The sequence below is a fragment of the Paenibacillus sp. FSL R5-192 genome, assembly GCF_000517845.1.
In the GTDB taxonomy this organism is placed as follows: domain Bacteria; phylum Bacillota; class Bacilli; order Paenibacillales; family Paenibacillaceae; genus Paenibacillus; species Paenibacillus amylolyticus.
This window is the reverse complement of record NZ_ASPR01000014.1, coordinates 1,096,131-1,114,731: the sequence shown is the minus strand read 5'-3', so window position 1 is coordinate 1,114,731 and position 18,601 is coordinate 1,096,131. Positions and strand designations below refer to the sequence as shown.

Genomic DNA, 18,601 nt, shown 5'->3' with positions numbered 1-18,601 from the left:
AAAGACCACTGAACCACTAATCTCTTCACTCGGCTCCCTGCTATTGCTAATCAAGCTTAGAAGAAGATTTTTTACTGAATTGTATTACACTTTCAGTGCGTTGAGTATCCTGGTAAAAAGCATTGGAGCAACTCTACCAAAGCAAATGTAGATTGTTGCATTATTGTTTTTCAAAAAATTCAGTTGCTTTATTCACGTATTTCAAGTATTGCGAAGGTAAATCCTCTTCATAGTAGATCGCTTCAACTGGACAAACGTCTAAACAATCAGCTGCTTTTTCTGAAATACATGCTTCGGTAATTACAAAAGGCATTTCTTCCAATCTCCTTTTCGTATTAGAATGATATCTTATCGCGTCTTCAATTGAATCTGCATGAAGACTATTTCTTCGGCCAATTTCTCCAACCGACTCAGCGCATCAGCATCTTCGATTTTATTATCAGCACCAAAATGATCACTATTTAGATAAACATATCTTGGCGCTACATATGAACGAAAAAAGCCCGCGATCGGTTTTAATTGATTTTCGACAACCAAATAATGCTGATATGTGCCCCCAGTTGCAATAAAGCCTATCACTTTATTATAAAAACTCTGCACAGGGAGTAGATCGAACACATTTTTCAGTACACCTGTCAAAGAGGATTGATATATAGGTGTGCCGATAACGAAAAAATCAGCATCAATCATTTTTTGGATTACTGACCGGGTGTGTTCATTATAATCCTCTAACTTGCGGCCATCGCAAAATTCGATGTTTTTGTATTCTCTCAAGTCTATTAGTTCAATTTCAATTTCCGGATGATTTTTTTTCACGAATTGTAGTACAGTATCCACACCAATTGCATTTTTTGATCCAATCAATGACCCAGACAAACCTATTAATTTCATAACTGGTCCTCCTAATCACTTATCTGTATTTGAACTATTCCGTTCGTTCTAATTGACAGTCAGTCATTAATTTGAGCATACTACCCAAGTTGATTTTTCCTAACTGCCTCATCAGTTGTTGTTCACACTCTATAAAAATACTTGTGAGTTGCATATCTATCTCTGCTGTTAGATGTCCCTTACTGCTCATAGATGGTTTAGGAATCTGTAAGGGCTTAGACGACACCAATTTATATATATCTTGCAAGGTTATATCATGCGGCTCCACAGACAACACATAACCACCATCAATACCCTCTTTTGTCTTAACATATCCCACTTTTTTAAATGAGCTAAGGATACGGCGTATCCTAACAGGGTTTACACTAATCTTTTCTGAGATCTGAGCACTGGTTAGTTTCTCATTCTTATGTGAACTAAGGATAATGAGAATGTATATGACAACACTTAGCTCACTATTCATATTAGGCCCCCTAGTTCATTATTCTTCGTAGTTGTCCTTCAAATCCAATGGCATGAACTGTAGGAGGCTGACCTTTATCAAACCATGATTTTCTTTGAAATCTTGCGTCATTTACCTTGCTAAGCATATCAGAGCTTCATGTTACTGCTATGACCTGGTGATAATTTGGCAGTAGGATCAATATAAACTTTAGCATTGTTGATTGCAGTCGGAGCCTCTCCGAAGCCTACAGCGATCAGCTTAATTTTCCCTGGGTAGGACGTAACGTCTCCAGCTGCAAATACTCCTGGAATATTGGTTTGCATCCGCGTATCAACAACAATAGAGCCGTTATCAACTTCCAATCCCCACTCAGCAATGGGACCCAAAGAAGAAACAAAACCAAAATTCACGATAAGAGCATCACAAGGAATGATTCTTTTCTCCCCCGTTTTCGCAATAGTGACTGTAATCTCGGTTATCCGTTCATCACCAGTTAACCCGGTAATCTCAGACGGAGTGACGATATTAACTGAAGATGCCCTCAATTTTTCAACGCTATGTTCGTGAGCACGAAATTTATCTCGTCTGTGAAGTAAAGTGACTTGTTTGGCAATGGGCTCAAGCATAAGTGCCCAATCGACTGCTGAATCTCCACCACCGTTAATAATCACGTGTTGATTGGAGAACTGCTGCAAATCTTCAACAAAATAATGAAGGTTAGATTGTTCAAACTGACTCGCGTTCTCCAGTTCCAATCGGCGTGGTTCGAATGCCCCTATACCTGCGGCAATAATAACCGACTTACTGTAATGAATAGATTTATCTGTAATAATTTCGAAATGATGTTCCCCTTTTTTTAATACCTGTTGTACCTTCTCCTCTAAATAGACATCAACCGGAAATAATTGCATCTGCTCCAGTAAATTTTCAACGAGTTGAGCAGCTGTAACCCTTGGAAATCCAGCAATATCATAGATATATTTCTCAGGGTATAGGGCAATCGCTTGACCACCTAATTGCGGCATACTATCAATAATTTTGACACTTGCTTGACGCATACCAGCATAAAAAGCGGCAAACATTCCAGTTGGACCACCACCAATAATTGTGATATCAGTAATTGATGGAGTAAGTTCTAGTGACAATGGGAGCTCTCCCTCTCTTTATGTTTTTATAATACACAACATAATATACTATAATGTATAAAATATATAAATATCAAATAAAATTATTTATTAAAATCAAACCTAAACGATAGATTTGATATTTTTATACTTATGTGTATATTATGTATATGTTAAAGAGTTGCTAATAATAGAAATGAAAAGATGGGAGGTGTGGAGGAATATGCCCTTTGTAATTACAGAGCATTGCATTCATGAACAAGCTGCCGATTGTCTTGATGTATGTCCAGTCGATTGCATTGTAAAAGGAGAAGACCAATATTTTATCAATCCTGACCAATGCATAGATTGTGGGAACTGTGAAACAGCTTGTCCTGTTGGAGCTATTTATTATGAGGAAGATTTACCTGATCATCATCAAATATATGTAAGCAAGGCACTCGACTTCTTTAAGTTAAGTTAAATGAATATATAAAAAAGATGCTTCCTAGCGTTATGCTAGGAAGCATCTTTACATATCTAATACGTTCAATTACTCTTTTTTTACTTTTATGGAATATGTGCAACGTTGCCCGCCGTCAGCCAAACACTCCATTCTTTTGACTTCAGCATCCCCAAGTAATGATTTAAACATACTTAATTCACATTGACAAACCTTCTTATATTTCATGGCGACGTGACTAATTGGGCAGTTATTTTCCTTTAAAATAAATTCATCATCGCTAATCTTCTCAAGTCCCACCATATAGCCATTCTCATTCTGAATGTTCGCAAGTGTCTCAACACGCTCCGAGATATTTTTCGCTTTCATACTTTGGTCATATTTTTCGATCATTTTATTTTTGCGACTTTCAAAAATTTTCTCAACAGCTTCCGATCCTAATTGTTCTTCAAGCTCAGTCAATATATCCAATGTTAGTGAATGATATTTATTAGGAAAATATCCTACAGACTGTTCAGTTAAACAATACACTGTTGTTGGTCTTCCAATAGATTGTCGCTGTATCTTAGACGTAATTAAATTATCTCGTTCTAGCGATTGGATATGACGCCGAACCGCCATGGTGGTGATCCCAAGCTCATCGGTAAGATCTTTAGTAGTCATGTCCCCTTTGGTTTTAAGGAGATGTAATATAATTTCTCTGGTTGGAAGACTATTCACCAGATCAGGATTAGTCATTTATGATTCAACCTCCTTACGAATAAACAATTTTTAACACCTTCGATTTCGTGTATACAATCCATGTATATCGCTCTCGTTGTTTACATCATCTCATGTTCTCAGATACATTATATCCTTAAACAACCGATATAACTAATTTTATATTTATTATATATAATATATGTGTTAATTCAAACTCTAATAAATGGAAAATAACCCAAACTATTAATTGTGATCATATAATACGAGAATACAAACTAAACTTTATATACATAAATGTTGATTAAGTATATAAAATGAAGTATGATCAATTTAGAAATATCATTATATTACATTGGAGGAATAACACATGACATATCAATTACCTGCATTACCCTATGCAAATAACGCACTCGAACCACATATTGATGAGCAAACGATGATGATCCATCATGATCGTCATCATAATACTTACATTACGAATCTGAATGCTACTCTGGAGCATTTTCCTGAGCTGCAAGGGAAATCTATTGAAGCTTTGATCTCCAATCTGGACAGTGTTCCACAGGAACTTCGCGCAGCTGTTCGAAATAACGGAGGCGGGCACGCCAATCACAGCTTGTTTTGGAAAATCATTGGCCCCAGCGGGGGAGGAAATCCAACAGGAGCATTAGCAAAAGCGATCGATAATGAACTGGGCGGATTTGAAAAATTTAAAGCGAAATTTACGAAAGCAGCAACTACTCGGTTTGGCAGTGGATGGGCGTTCCTTTCCGTTGCGAATGGAAAATTGAAAGTCGATAGTCTTCCTAATCAAGATAGTCCTTTGATGGAGGGGGAAACTCCGATTATTGGTCTGGATGTCTGGGAACATGCCTACTATTTGAAATACCAAAATAAGCGCCCAGATTATATTAGCGCATTTTGGAATGTAATCAATTGGAGCGAGGTAAATAAGCGCTACGAACTCGCAATCAAACAAAGCATTGATTCCAACTTCATCATTTCATAAATTCAAGTCTTCAACTATGCTACTAAGAGTATGACCAAAAGGAGAAGAGCAACCTCATTAGAGATTGCTCTTCTCCTTTTTCATTACACCTATTAGAAATTAAAATGCCCAGTTGCCTTTACGGAATACCGGCTCGATTGTACCGTCTTGTAACTCACCATCGATATCCAGTTCAGCGGAACCGATCATGAAATCAACGTGAGTCAAGCTCACATTGCACTCATGCTTCAGTAACTCTTCATTCGACATCGTTGTGCCATCTTTCATGTTGAATGGATACGCACTTCCCACAGCCAAATGGCAGGATGCATTTTCGTCAATACCCGTATTGTAGAAAATGCGATTCAGGTTGGAAATCGGGGAGTCATGTGGTACGAGAGCCACTTCACCCAGATAACGTGCACCTTCATCAGTAGCAAACAGGTTCTTCAGATGCTCTTCACCGGATGCTGCCGTAAACGCTACAACCTGTCCATCCTTGAATGTGATTCTCATCTGATCTACCAGTTGCCCGTTCAGGTTCAAAGGCATGGTGCTGCTAACATACCCATTCACTCCACTGCGCTTAGGCATGGTGAATACTTCTTCTGTCGGCATGTTGGCAACCGTGTATACGCCTTGTTTATTTTCGCTACCACCGCCACCCCAGATGTGGTTGTGAACCAATTCAATTTTCAAGTCTGTACCTGGCGCACGGTAATGCAGGCTCTTATAATTCTTTTTGTTTAAGAGATCACTCATAGTATTCAGGGTATCCAGATGTTCTCTCCAATTTTGTACGGCATCTCCGCCATCTACACGGTTCATTTTAAAGATGGTTTCCCACATCACGTTGATTCGATCTTCTTCCGGGATGTCGGCAAATACTTTGTTCGCCCAAGCCTTGGTTGGGGCCTTGATCAGACACCAGCTAATTTCATGGTTGCGTGTGTATTTGGCATATCCTCGACGTGCGTGTGCAGCTGCCTTGGTAGCACGGGAAACGCTGTCGGAGTCAATTCCGTTATACAGTTCAGGATCTGGAACTTTGATCGTCAGGGTAGCGCCGCCTGCTTCCGCAAACTTTTCCATCATATCCGCTTTCCAGGCTGGATAATAGTCGAAGCTGTCATTGGAACCATGTTCAAAACGACTGCGGGTAATATTGTCGTCATCAAAGTCCACTTGTACATAATTTGCACCAGCCGCATAGGCTTTTTGCACAATGAGACGTGTGAATTCTAGCGTTTCGATGGGAGCAGTGACGAGCAGATCCTGTCCTTTTTGAATATTCACGCCAACTTTAACAACTAGTTCTGCGTATTGTTCCAATGACTTTTCAAAGGTTTGTTCAAATTGACTCATGGTTGTGTTCACTCCTGTTTCATATATTATGGCATGGTTTGCAAACTTGGGATCTGTTGAGTGGCCGTTACAGCGAAGGATCGTTCTTTAGATCGTCGTTGTCTCCAAATTTTCTTCATCGTATTTTTCAAAGGTTAAAATTCGGAGACAAATACGACCGCTTTCGCTTCTGCAGAATCGATTCCTTCTCTTTCACTACGCAGGCACAATTCCCAAAATTTCATCTATACAAAATGATCTAACTATTACGTTTTTCTTGTTCGCGTAACTCAATCCGGCGGATTTTACCAGAGTTGGTCTTTGGCAGATCCGTAACAAATTCGATCTTGCGTGGATATTTATAAGGTGCTGTAATTTCCTTGACGTGGTGTTGCAGTTCACGCATCAGTTCCGGTGAAGCCAGTGAATCGTCTCTCAACACGACAAAAGCTTTGACAATATTGCCACGGATCTCATCCGGACTTGCAACCACCGCGCATTCCTTCACGCTGGCGTGTTTCATAAGTGCTTCTTCCACTTCGAATGGTCCAATCGTGTAACCCGAACTGATGATGATATCGTCACTGCGGCCTTCAAACCAGAAGTAACCTTCTTCGTCTTTGCGTGCACGGTCCCCTGTTACAAAATAATCGCCGCGCTGACTCGCTTCCTTCCGTCCCTCATCCTGATAATAGGACCGGAACAAGGCTGGCATCTCTTTGTGCACCGCGATATCTCCTACTTCACCCGGAGGAACAGGTTGTCCCTCTTCGTCAATAATTTCAATCAATCCAGGTGTAATCGACTGACCCATGGAGCCAATACGTACAGGTGCATCTTTGAGACTGCCGATTAACAACGTGCTCTCGGTCTGTCCATATCCGTCTCTAATAGTCAGATCGAAGTGACGCTGGAAGATTTCAATGACTTCCTGATTGAGCGGTTCACCCGCTGAAACAGCACTGCGCAGATGAGACAGGTCATAATGTCCAAGATCATCGGCTTTGGCCATCAACCGATATTCCGTTGGTGTACAGCAAAGGACATTAATTTGATGTTCCTGCATCAGTTCCAGATAACGCTTGGGCTGGAATGATCCATTGTAGACCAGTCCGGTCGCGCCTCTTCCGAGTACCGACAGGAATGGGCTCCAGATCCATTTTTGCCAGCCAGGTGCAGCCGTTGCCCATACGGTATCTGAAGGTTGAATATCCAGCCATAATGAAGAAGCGATCCGCAGGTGGGCATATCCCCAACCGTGGCTATGTACAACTCCTTTGGGATTACCAGTTGTGCCCGAAGTGTAAGCAAGAATAGCCGTATCATCACGGTGAGTTTCCACCGCGGCCATCTCTTCGGGTTGATTCTGCATTAACTGATGCACATTCACCCAACCTTCAGCAGGTACGCTAACCTCTTCATTCGGCGATGCCACGATGCGATATGCCAGTGACGGCAGATCCGCGTCCATCTTTTTCACTTCCGAGGTCGTCTCGGACCATACAATAACAGCCCGCGCCTCAGAGTGACGCAGACGATATTCCAGATCTTTTGCCCGTAACATCTCGGAGGAAGGAATAACGGCAATCCCCAGTTTCAGACAAGCAATATAAATGACATAGGCAATAATACGGCGTGGTACCATGACCAACACCCGATCACCCTTCTCTAGTCCAAGTTCACGCAAACCTCCAGCAAGACGATTCGCCTGCTTGAACAAATCACCATACGTGATCTCTTCCAGTTCTCGTTGATCGCTGAGCCATCTAAGTGCAATCCGGTCTGATGGATGATTCTCCATCTCGGATGTCAGGTTATAGCTTTCAGGCGAAATCCACTGTTCAAAGTTCAAATGGAGCCTCTCCTTCGTAGTTCAATTGTAAAGCTTCTATATATTATACCCTAAATCCTAGGACCAGGTGCTATGAACTAGGTTCATTCTGAAAAAAATAAACATAGGTCAATTAATGAACTATTATAATAGATCTTATCCTATAAAGAAAATGACATATACAAAATGACGCCTTCCTGATTGATCAGATAGGCGCCATTTTCATTCTTCATTTATATTACATTAATTTTACCTAACTATAATTTTCACACAGCTATACTGTGTATGTTACCACGGATAATTACCCATTCCATCCAAAATGCTTTCGATCTCATTCAACTCTTCCGTTGTCAGATCAGGTGCGCTTAGCGCAGCCACGTTTTCTTCAATCTGGGACACACGGCTTGCACCAATCAGTGCAGAGGTTACACGGTTACCACGCAAAATCCAGTTCAGAGCCAGTTGGGAGATCGTCTGCCCTCTTCGCTCGGCAACTGCCTGAAGTGCATCGAACTTGGCAATCCGTTCGTCCGTATATGCTTCTTTTTTCAAATTGCCTGTTGGATTGGCGCGTTCTTCCTTGATCTTATCGACATATTTATTCGTCAACTGACCGCGGCCAAGTGGACAGAATGCAATGGAACCTACGCCCTGCTCATCCAGTACGTCCTGCAAACCGTCTTCAATCCAGCGATTCAGCATCGAGTAGTTTGGCTGATGAACCAGACATGGCGTACCTAAACGACGCAGAATAGTTACCGCTTCTTGTGTCTGTTCTGCATTATAATTGGACAAGCCTACATACAGTGCTTTACCTTGCCGCACGATGTGATCCAGCGCCGTCATCGTTTCTTCCAATGGCGTGTCCGGATCTGGACGGTGATGATAGAAAATGTCTACATAATCCAGTCCCATCCGACCAAGACTTTGATCCAGACTGGCAATCAGGTTTTTGCGGGAGCCCCACTCGCCGTAAGGTCCATTCCACATATGGTAACCGGCCTTCGAGGAGATGAGCAGTTCATCCCGGTAAGGACGAAGATGTTTTTTGTAAATCACGCCAAAGTTCTCTTCCGCTGATCCTGGAGGTGGACCATAGTTATTCGCCAGATCAAAATGGTTAATTCCGAGGTCAAAGGCACGCAAAATCATCTCTTCCTGAATATCCAATGTGCGGTTACCACCAAAGTTCTGCCATAAACCCAGCGCAATTTGCGCAAGTCTGATTCCGGATTTGCCGGAACGTACATATTTCATCTCATCATATCGTTGTTCACTCGCAGTATAGGGCATCGTTATTCTCACTTTCCTGTAAGGTTTGTTGAATTCCTTTTCATCTTAGACATTTTCCTGGATAAACGATATGGCATTTCACTTTGAACATATGGAATAATGATTGTTATCTATATATACTAATCTTAAATAATTAATCTTTTTAGCTATTTAGTATGTTAAAATGCAAGATGAGACGAAATCGTACAGGAGTGAATACCCTTGATTACGTATATGTTCAAAAACAATCATTTTCAGGAGCTTCAGCTCCTTCATTATGGAACCGAAGCCTGTACACCAGGTCACCACTTTGGCCCTGCCATGCGAGACTATTATAAAATTCATTATATTTTGAATGGCAAAGGCACCTTCGAAGTTGGTGGCAAAACGTATACCCTGCACAAAGGACAAGGATTTCTGATCGTTCCGCATTCCGTCGTGCATTACGAAGCAGATCAGGATGATCCATGGGAATACAGCTGGGTTGCTTTTCAAGGCAGCAATAGTTCTTCCTTTTTACAGCAGGCCTGTCTGTCCGAGCATCACCCGATTTTTGAGCCGGGTAATGAGGATGACGAGATGCGATCCTGCCTGCACCGAATGATCAATTCTCGCAATACCCATAAAGGCTGGGAGATTAGCATGACTGGTTTGTTGTATCAATTCTTCTCTATTTTGATTGATCAGGCCAATTCAGAGCATCTTCAACCCATTCAGGATTATTCGAAGGAAACGTACGTAACGCAGGTAATGGACTTCATTGAAATGAACTATGCCAATGCCATTACCGTGCAGTCCATCGCTGCCCATGTCGGTTTACAGCGCAGTTATCTGTGCTCTCTCTTCAAGGATCAAATGGGAAGCAGTATTCAGTCGTATCTGGTCCATTATCGGATGCGCAGGGCAGCCGAACTGACGCTTGATCCCGGTCTGACCATTGGTGATATTGCCCGTTCTGTGGGCTACACCGATCAATTGCTTTTCTCCAAAATGTTCAAAAAAGTGATGGGCGAAGCGCCCACCTATTATCGCAAACATAAAACAGCACCCTCCCAGTTAAGTTGTTAATTGGGAAGGTGCTGTTTTTGCCAATCGTTTATCCTTACAATCGTTATTCCTTACATTCTTTTCATTGGTTTATACCGTCTCCGGCATGGATATGCCAACAACTTGCACTTTGATTTCATCGACCATAACGCCGGCTAATTGTTCTACAGCCTGTTGAACATTATGTTGAAGTTCACGGCAAACCTCATGCATCTTGTTACCATATTGAATGTTGATGCGCAGCTGGATGGTTGCCTGATCGTCTTTGACGTGTACGTCAATCCCTTTTTGCAGACTCTTGCCGCTGATGCTCTTGGCAATCCCTTCAGTCAGTCCAACGGACATGGAGGATACACCAGCCGTTGATTGAGCGGCCATCCCTACGATCTTGGACAGCACATCATTCGAGATATGAATGGTACCCATTTGAACAGATTGAGGTGCGATATATTCAGGTTCATTGTATTGTTTTTCGATAATTTCAGACATGTGCTCCACTCCTTCGAATAATTAAATTCTATGCATTCTGCCATTTGTCCTTAAAGAACATGTTATAGATTCGAACCAAAAGAATTTTAACGATCATATAAACCGGGATAATAATCAGGATGGCAATAATTCCACCTAGGTCGCCTGCACCCAACACCAGAATGATGGTCGTGAGCGGGTGAATATCCAGCTTTTTGCCGAATACGTACGGTGCAACCAGGTTGTCCTGAATCTGCTGAGCGACAAGAATAATAATCAGAGACCAGATGGCAACCGATGGTGATACCACGAGACCCATGATCACAATAGGTACGGACGACACAATCGCTCCGATAAACGGAACAAAGTTCATGATGACCGCAATTACCGTGAGCAGTAATGCGTACGGCAGTCCAATGATGAGGAAACCGATATACATCAATACACCCAGCGCCAGATTGACCAAAACTCTTCCCACGATAAAACCACTCAACGCCTGATCAATCTCAATTACAACATCACGGCTGTCATTTTGGAAACGTTTTGGAGCGATATGTGCCAATTTACGACCAAATTTCTCGCCTTGTAACAGCATATAGAACAAAAGGATCGGTAGTGTAAACAAGATGATCGCAAAACTGGAAACAAGTGAGAAAAATCCACTTACATAGTTGGTTACAAAGTTAAATCCTTTGTTGATATACTCCGTGATCTGGGAGAAAGGTGTCGAGCCCTCAGGGAACAAGGCCTGAATGGCACCATTTTGCTCCAGCTCTCTGAGCTGGTCACTTAATGAATTAATTAAACTTGGTGCGTTATCGACCAGATTGATCAGTTGCTCACGTAACGATGGCCATAAACCAATGATGAAGAACACTCCCAGAATAGCAATAACCAGATAGATTAGCAAAATACTTAGCGTGCGATTTATTTTCTTTTTCTCCATATAATTCACAAGCGGCCTTAGCAGATAATAAAAGAACACCGACAACATCATCGGCACGGTAATGACCGTGATCATGGTGACGAGCGGCTGAAAGATGAAGCTTACACGTGATAATAAATAGATATTAACCAATATCAGCGCCAGTGCAATACTGAACCGGACAAACGTATTTACTTTGAACAAAATATTTCCCCCCACATGGACATTTCTTCTCTTATTTAATTTGGAATCTCAATGGTAAACACGGTGGTCTCTCGCCCACGCCGGGAAAGGATCAGCCGTCCGCCCATTTTCTCCGTATTACGTCGTGCGATGGACAAACCAAGTCCGGTGCCTCCGGTCGCTGTCCGCGCCTCATCCCCTCGTACAAACGGGTCAAAGATCGTTGACCATAGTTCTTGAGGTATGCCCACTCCGTTATCTGCCACCTCTATCACCACATGGGTATGAAGCGGAATGAGTTCGACCCGCAGTTCGGTCCCGATTGGATTATAAGACAGAGCATTGGTAATCAGATTCTGAATGACTCTGGATAACAGCTCCGGATCGTACCTCGCGTAGATCACCTCATCAGGAACAAGTACATGAAGGACAAACTGTTTCTGTTCAATCTCCCCATAGGTATCTGCCATAATCTCGCGCAGGAATTCTCCAATCTCTCTTCTCTGAATATGCATGCGAAAATCGGGCGAATCCACCTTGAGCAACTCCAGCATATTCTGTATCATGCGTGCAACTTGAACGGACTTGTTATAGATGTATCCCAGATACCTCTGCTGCCTGTCCTTGTCCTCTCCACGCCCTTCCACCAATGCCTGCGCATATCCCTGTATGGATGTTATCGGTGTCTTCAGATCATGTGATAAATCTACAATCAATCGCTGTTTGCTCTCTTCGGCGTAACGTTTCTCCGCAGAGGTGTTCTCAATAACGTCAGCCATGTAGTTGAAGGTCTCACCTATCTGGACAAATTCCCTCTCGGCTGAGATCGACATCCGTGTACTATAATTTCCCTGTATCATCTGCGTAAGACCCGAGGAGAGAATACTGAGTGGTTTTTTGATTCTCCGTGCGACCCAATAGCTATAGACAAAGATCAACAATAAAACCAAACCGATGCCAATCATAATGTAAAAGGATAATGGATGTTTCAGATTGGTAATCAACTGATTATCATTAATTCGCACGCTGACCAGATCACGCGGGATTTTGAGCAATACATACGCTGCCGCTCCTTCTGTCGAGAGAGGCGTGATCGAATAATAGTATTCCTGGTCACTCCGATTTTCCAGTCCATCATACAGATCGGCTTCACGGTATTGCGTGAACGCATCTTGCTTGTCTCCCACATGACGAATGACATTGCGATTCGCATCCAGAATTTCAATCCAGCCGCCGCTGTCCTTGAGACGTTGAATCTCTGTGTCTTTGCCTTTCGACACCGAACCTCCACCGGAATAAAATTCGTTCTCCAGCTCTTCCACATATACGTGGGCTTCAACATTCAGATCCGGATCAACCACCTGATCCGAAATGCGAAAATCCACGACATCCAGTGAAACCATAAGGTACACAATCAATACCAGTAACAGCAAAAAGAAGTTGAACAGCAAGAAGTCCAAAGTCAGGGATGTCTGCAACAGTCGCTTTTCTCTAGCTTTCCATGGGCGCTTCAATTTTGTATCCCAGTCCCCTTATCGTTTTGAGATATTCCGGTTGTCTGGAGTCACGCTCGATCTTCTCCCGAATATTGCTGATATGTACCATGATAGTACTGTCCTCGTGCGCATAATAATCGCCCCAGACCGCTTCGTATATTTTTTTACGGGTGAACACTCGGCCAGGTTGATCAAGCAACAACTCCATAATTTTATACTCTGTAGAGGTCAGTGTTACAGGACTTCCTGAACGAAAAAGGATACATTGGGATCGATCCAGCGTCAGCTCACCTAATACCAGATTCTGTTCTTTCGCTTCGGGGATCTCCGCTGCATCAAATTGATTAACTCTTCTGAGCAACGCCTCTACTCTGGCGACAATCTCAAGCGGGTTGAATGGCTTCGCTATATAATCGTCTGCCCCAAGTCCAAGTCCAAGGATTTTATCGTGATCCTGACTTTTAGCGGATAGGAACAGTACAGGCATGTGATATGTAGCTCTGATCTGTTTGATCAACTGCAATCCATCCATTACAGGCATCATGATGTCCAGTATGACCAGATCGATCTGTGTTGAACGTATGCATTGTAATGCCTCGGCTCCATTCACCGCAGTTTTAATGGTATAGTCCTTCTCCAGATATAGTTGAAGCAGTTCAACAATCTCTGGTTCGTCATCTGCAATTAATACGGTGTATCTCATGTTATTCCTCTCATTTCCTATACTCTATGCCTATCTCTACATTATTACTATATACTACGTCTCTTAATTCAACCTAAATCATTTCTAAAGATAATCTAAATAAATAGAAATAGAGCCCTGGCTCAGGCCAAGGCATTAACTAAAAAAGGGCTGTTTTCAGCCTACATTCAAGCTTTTCGTTCTTCATTCAGGCTTTTCAATCTTCATTCGGACCATTTGTATTAGATCATCAGATCAGTCCTTAAGCGAACGAAGCCACGGCTCAACTCTCCCCAATAAACGTTCCTTGTCATACTGAACATATTGGTTCGCCCGATTGCGCACGGGATCACCCGCGTAGAAACGTTCATATAGATCATGCCTTGCTCCGAGTGGACTTCCGGTCAGCTCCCATGCAAGTTGAAAGAGCCGCATCTTCTCCGGGGCTTGCATCGTTACTCCACCAAGATATTTGCCTATCATGGAACCCATCATTTCATTAGTCTCAAACGTACCTGAAGGAATCTGAATCAGACCACCCGCAGCAATGGTCTTCAAAATCTCCACCGCGCGGGGATAATAGTGATTGCCCAGATTACGTGCGGTTTCAATATATTTGAATTCCGGCAGCCAGTTGCCAAATGGGTCCGGCTTGGATTGTGCTTCAGCAGCAATAATCAGTCCCTCGATAGTCTGCATCTGACTGATCAGCTCTCCGAGTTGTTCCTGCACATTCAGGAAGGAGTCCACCCCGATCTCCTTGGCAATGGCTGAGGTCACGGCTGTAATAAACTCCAGTTTCGAGTGTAATCGAATGACACTCTGATGGTAGGCCAGACTGGCCGAAGCTGTATTGCAGCGAATCTGCCATACGGCTTCAGGGTTATTGTGCAGTAATACACGTTCCCAGGGCACAAATACATCATCAAAAAATAATACAGCATCCATCTCATCATACTGCGCACTGAGTGGATGTGATTTATCTGTATCTTTTGTGGCAAAAGATTCACGACACATCATGTGCAAGCCCGGACTGTCCGCGGCTACAATTACCATATGGGCCAGCTCTGGCAGGTGGCCTGGAATTCGTTGAACGGGATAAGCAATGATATCATCCGCATAAGGCGCTGCTGTTGCCACCATTTTGGCCCCGCGGATCACTACGCCCTCCATATTCCTTTTGACAATTCGCAGCATGGCATCCTCATCTTCTCCAACAGGCAAGGAACGATTAATCTGCGGGTCACGCTGGACAATTGTCAGGAATGCATCTTTTCGTTTGGCTTGTGCAAAATAATCCGATATTTTGTCTGCAAATGCCGGGTCATTTGATGTCATTTCATGTCGTGTTGCATACCAACCGGTCAGCCTCGATCGGGCATAATCAGACAATCGGCTCATCACCCCATACGTCCGATCGGCCCACAGCCGAAAAGCATCCGCCCTGCTGTTTACGTCAGGAAGTGAACGGGGCACAAGAAAGGAGCGATGCACGTAAGTTCCCGTCTGTTCATCCCAATAGGCCACGGTTTCCCTTGTCTTCGGGTCATCCACCAGATTGAACAATCCTTCTATGGTTTGAAGTGTTCCCTGAAAGGCCCGATGCCCAGTTACCTGGATACGCTCTCCGTCCAGCCATACATTCCGCTCATCATTCAAACGTTGAATGTAAGCTTGTCCACGAGACATCGTGATACTCATGATATGTCCTCCCTCTCAGGCACCGGCCTGACATTTCTGTAACTCCATCCTTCTAACTGCTTGAGAAACTATGTAATGATACATTCTGTATCTAACAAAATAGTACTGTGCCAGGGATAGAAAAGTCAACAGACACCGAGCGAAGAGTCCGGTGTCTGTTGGGCCATGCTATTTTAGACTAATTTGGAATACATGTGACGCAGATACCGCCAGCGTACGAGTGCAAAATACAAAATCTGCATGGAAGCGAACACCAAGAAGATGCGCAGGCTGTATCCAAAGACCGAGAAATCAACCAGTTGCTGCAACGCCACAAAGGCAACCGAACTGTGGATGACCGCCACCAGAATCGGCAGGAAGAACATAAGCAATAGCTGCCTTGTTACGATCTTACGGAGTTCGGGACGACTCAGTCCCATTTTGCCAATCATGCGATACTGCGCTTCATCCCGTTCTAAATCTGCGTAAAGTCTGAAATACGTGAAACTTGCTGCAAAGGTGAAGAAAACAATGCCGATTAGGCCGCTCAAAATTAGAATGATGCCATTGGTCTGCTTGGAATTAAGCCAATCCACCACAAGCGCGCTGACCTCGTAATAACCTTTTTCGGAATGATCATCTTGAATGGATTTGATCAATTCAGGAGCAAAGCTGCGTGTACCCATCCAATCTTTCACGATAAATTGTATCGTTCGACTCGAATAGAAACCTTCAGGCATGCCAACTTCCTCGTTGTACGCAGGTCTCATCTTATTAAACAATTCGTCGGTTACGACGTAGAGATAAATTTCATATTGAAAAGGAATCACAATATCGGTACCAGGTGTCGATAGCTGGACAGGTATGTGCTGATTATCAACCTCCAGATTGACCTTTCCTCCCGAGGCTCCTTTTTCAACCTGTTCACGGTACTCCTTGCGAATCGCCAAATTGCTTGGTGTCATAAATGACTCATCGATTTGTTTCAACGTACGTTCTTCATACCCCAGTGCCTTCGCAAGACGGTTATAATCACTCAGTTTGATAATCTTCCCATTATTATTTTCACCTATAGGAGCATAACTGCCCTTCACGTAGGGAACTTGATGATCAATCAACGTTTCTTCAATCTGCCGAATATGTCGCTCGGAGTTTGGAGTATCCCAGTTATTCATATAACTGAATGCGTACGGATTCGACATGGACGACAACCCCGGGTCAGCAATAGCAAGCATGGTGCCAATTCCCGTAAATGAAGAAGCTGAAATGATACTTACCATGAAAAACATGATGGCGTTATCTTTCATTCGATAGGTAAGTTCAGATAGGAAGAGCAGATTGGTTTTACGGAAAAACAACCTTGGATTTCTTTTCAGTGCCCGAATGATGTATACACTGAGCTGCGTGAACAGAAAGTACGTACCTGCAATAACAACCACGACACTTGCGAATAATAACGGAAAGGAGAAGCTTATCCATACAAAAGTGAATACTCCTGCATAACCCCCGCCAATCAACAATACGGATAACAAGGCGAGTAGACGTGAGGCTTTGGGTTCCGGTTTCGGTTTTTCCTCTGATTTCACAAGGTCAATGAGAGTTCCTTTGCGAATGAGCAAGGACGAGGACATCGCGATCACAACAAACAGCAGCAGAAATGCACCTGCCGTCAGGGCAATGCTTTTTAGCGGAAAATAGAATCGAAGGCTGTTCTCAACAGCCAGCATGGAGCCACAGATCAGCAGGATCAATTTGCCGAAAATAATTCCGAGTCCAATCCCGGTAATAATGGAGGCTAATCCGATACACATGTTCTCCATAAACAGGAGCCGGTTCATCTGTTTACGTGTCATGCCTATGATCAGGAAAATACCAAATTCCTTCTTGCGCGTCTTCAGAAATGAACCAACGGAGTAGAGCAGGAACAGGAATGAAAAGATGAATATAATGATCTCTGCAATCACAAACCCCTGATTCGCAAGCAACGTAACCGTCCCACTTGATCCCTTTAACCCCGCTTTCAAATCAGGATGGAACAGGAGCAATGCGTAAGTAAAAAAGATCATAACGGAAAATGTACTGCTCAGAAAATGAGCCAGATAAATTCGTTTGTTACGAACAACGTTATTAATGGCGAACTGGCGAAAATTCATGTCCTGAACCTCCCATTAGGGATAATACATTAATAATCTTCTGGTAAAAGGCTGCGCGATTATCGCCGTAGTGAATTTCATTATACAGTTTGCCATCCTTGATAAAGACAACCCGACTGCAATAACTTGCAGCTACTGCATCATGAGTGACCAGCAGCATCGTAGCCTGATCCTCCTGATTGCGCGTTTCGAGAATCTCCATGACATCTCTTGCCGCCTTCGAATCCAGGTTGCCTGTTGGCTCATCGGCCAGAATCAGCTTCGGGGAATGGATAAGCGCTCTGGCAATGGCCGTACGCTGTGCCTGTCCTCCTGATATCTCATATGTCCGTTTGTTCAGAATACCCTCGATACCCAACTTGCTTGCCAGCTGTTCGACACGTGTGTTCATCTCTGCTAGCGAAACACCGTCAAGAGTCAGTGGCAGCACAATGTTTTCCTTGACTGTCAGTGTATTTAACAGATTGAACGATTGAAAAACAAATCCAAGCTCTTTGCGCCGGAACAGCGCGAGTTCGTCCTGATTCAATTCAAACGGATTCTTTCCTGCAATCCGCAGTTCGCCTGATGTTGGGTGATCAATGGTTGAGATCATGTTCAGCAGCGTTGTTTTGCCACTACCCGATGGTCCCATGATGCCAACAAACTCACCTTCCTGAATACTGAGGTCAATACCTGATAACGCTTCATAAGATACGATGCCTTTGTAGATTTTACTGATCTGTTTCACAGAACAAATCTCCATGGTTACAACTCCTTAGTGATATATGAATTCAAAATCAAGTTACATTCATGCTATGTGCATGTGTATTGTGCGTGGCCTTTCCTGTACTCTTATGACTACAGTCTATCGAAGTTTCGGCCATTCTCCTATGGTTTAACCTTTCATCAACATGACAATGTTGTAAGGTTGCATCATGAAAATCAA

At 43.1% G+C, this 18,601-nt stretch carries 18 protein-coding genes; 3 read left to right on the top strand and 15 right to left on the bottom strand.

The genetic code is table 11. From position 1 onward, the window contains the following. Positions 1-160: 160 nt before the first annotated feature. The 4 genes from C161_RS32770 to C161_RS13345 form a co-directional block, all read right to left on the bottom strand. Complete coding sequence (locus tag C161_RS32770; protein ID WP_200868493.1) at positions 161-313, bottom strand: hypothetical protein; 153 nt, start codon at positions 311-313, stop codon at positions 161-163. A gap of 35 nt (positions 314-348) precedes the next feature. Continuing rightward, positions 349-891: an NADPH-dependent FMN reductase gene (locus tag C161_RS13355; protein WP_036608577.1), complete on the bottom strand. Its 543-nt coding sequence runs from the start codon at positions 889-891 to the stop codon at positions 349-351. A gap of 34 nt (positions 892-925) precedes the next feature. Next, complete coding sequence (locus C161_RS13350) at positions 926-1,354, bottom strand: Rrf2 family transcriptional regulator (protein WP_036608578.1); 429 nt, start codon at positions 1,352-1,354, stop codon at positions 926-928. A 128-nt stretch (positions 1,355-1,482) separates the two neighbouring features. Continuing rightward, a complete protein-coding gene (locus C161_RS13345; RefSeq protein WP_036608580.1) occupies positions 1,483-2,481 on the bottom strand; it encodes an NAD(P)/FAD-dependent oxidoreductase in 999 nt (332 codons plus the stop codon). Between the two features lie 202 nt (positions 2,482-2,683). On the opposite strand from C161_RS13345, the gene C161_RS13340 reads away from it, so the two are divergent. Next, positions 2,684-2,923: an indolepyruvate ferredoxin oxidoreductase subunit alpha gene (locus C161_RS13340; protein ID WP_036608584.1), complete on the top strand. Its 240-nt coding sequence runs from the start codon at positions 2,684-2,686 to the stop codon at positions 2,921-2,923. 69 nt (positions 2,924-2,992) lie between these two features. Here the strand turns inward: C161_RS13340 and C161_RS13335 are convergent, their stop codons facing one another. After that, positions 2,993-3,640 (bottom strand): helix-turn-helix transcriptional regulator, encoded by a 648-nt coding sequence (locus tag C161_RS13335; RefSeq protein WP_036608585.1) that lies wholly within the window; start codon positions 3,638-3,640, stop codon positions 2,993-2,995. 331 nt (positions 3,641-3,971) lie between these two features. Between C161_RS13335 and C161_RS13330 the strand changes: the two genes are divergently transcribed. Further along, complete coding sequence (locus tag C161_RS13330) at positions 3,972-4,613, top strand: superoxide dismutase (RefSeq protein WP_036608586.1); 642 nt, start codon at positions 3,972-3,974, stop codon at positions 4,611-4,613. Positions 4,614-4,712: 99 nt separating this feature from the next. Here C161_RS13330 and C161_RS13325 read toward each other — a convergent pair whose 3' ends face one another. The 3 genes from C161_RS13325 to C161_RS13315 all read right to left on the bottom strand — a co-directional run bounded on the left by C161_RS13325 (position 4,713) and on the right by C161_RS13315 (position 9,060). After that, the gene (locus C161_RS13325) at positions 4,713-5,957 is read right to left on the bottom strand and encodes an aminopeptidase (protein WP_036608587.1); all 1,245 of its coding nucleotides are present in this window, start codon (positions 5,955-5,957) and stop codon (positions 4,713-4,715) included. 238 nt (positions 5,958-6,195) lie between these two features. Continuing rightward, a complete protein-coding gene (locus C161_RS13320) occupies positions 6,196-7,737 on the bottom strand; it encodes an acyl-CoA synthetase (RefSeq protein WP_051447106.1) in 1,542 nt (513 codons plus the stop codon). A gap of 318 nt (positions 7,738-8,055) precedes the next feature. Next, positions 8,056-9,060 carry an aldo/keto reductase gene (locus tag C161_RS13315; protein WP_036608591.1) on the bottom strand — a complete coding sequence of 335 codons (1,005 nt, stop codon included), beginning with the start codon at positions 9,058-9,060 and terminating at the stop codon, positions 8,056-8,058. A gap of 201 nt (positions 9,061-9,261) precedes the next feature. Between C161_RS13315 and C161_RS13310 the strand changes: the two genes are divergently transcribed. Next, on the top strand, positions 9,262-10,107 hold the full coding sequence (locus tag C161_RS13310; RefSeq protein ID WP_051447079.1) for an AraC family transcriptional regulator: 846 nt from the start codon (positions 9,262-9,264) through the stop codon (positions 10,105-10,107). 69 nt (positions 10,108-10,176) lie between these two features. Here the strand turns inward: C161_RS13310 and C161_RS13305 are convergent, their stop codons facing one another. The 7 genes from C161_RS13305 to C161_RS13275 all read right to left on the bottom strand — a co-directional run bounded on the left by C161_RS13305 (position 10,177) and on the right by C161_RS13275 (position 18,418). Next, a complete protein-coding gene (locus C161_RS13305; RefSeq protein ID WP_047842725.1) occupies positions 10,177-10,575 on the bottom strand; it encodes an Asp23/Gls24 family envelope stress response protein in 399 nt (132 codons plus the stop codon). Positions 10,576-10,603: 28 nt separating this feature from the next. Beyond that, complete coding sequence (locus tag C161_RS13300) at positions 10,604-11,683, bottom strand: AI-2E family transporter (RefSeq protein ID WP_036608593.1); 1,080 nt, start codon at positions 11,681-11,683, stop codon at positions 10,604-10,606. A gap of 35 nt (positions 11,684-11,718) precedes the next feature. Further along, the gene (locus C161_RS13295; protein WP_036608595.1) at positions 11,719-13,176 is read right to left on the bottom strand and encodes a sensor histidine kinase; all 1,458 of its coding nucleotides are present in this window, start codon (positions 13,174-13,176) and stop codon (positions 11,719-11,721) included. Continuing rightward, positions 13,154-13,861 carry a response regulator transcription factor gene (locus C161_RS13290; protein ID WP_036608597.1) on the bottom strand — a complete coding sequence of 236 codons (708 nt, stop codon included), beginning with the start codon at positions 13,859-13,861 and terminating at the stop codon, positions 13,154-13,156. Before C161_RS13290 ends, C161_RS13295 begins: the two co-directional genes overlap by 23 nt. 234 nt (positions 13,862-14,095) lie before the next feature. Next, positions 14,096-15,541 (bottom strand): 4-hydroxyphenylacetate 3-hydroxylase family protein, encoded by a 1,446-nt coding sequence (locus C161_RS13285; protein WP_081745892.1) that lies wholly within the window; start codon positions 15,539-15,541, stop codon positions 14,096-14,098. A 173-nt stretch (positions 15,542-15,714) separates the two neighbouring features. Next, the gene (locus tag C161_RS13280) at positions 15,715-17,673 is read right to left on the bottom strand and encodes an ABC transporter permease (RefSeq protein ID WP_036670669.1); all 1,959 of its coding nucleotides are present in this window, start codon (positions 17,671-17,673) and stop codon (positions 15,715-15,717) included. After that, the gene (locus C161_RS13275) at positions 17,648-18,418 is read right to left on the bottom strand and encodes an ABC transporter ATP-binding protein (RefSeq protein ID WP_036608600.1); all 771 of its coding nucleotides are present in this window, start codon (positions 18,416-18,418) and stop codon (positions 17,648-17,650) included. Before C161_RS13275 ends, C161_RS13280 begins: the two co-directional genes overlap by 26 nt. Positions 18,419-18,601 lie beyond the last annotated feature (183 nt).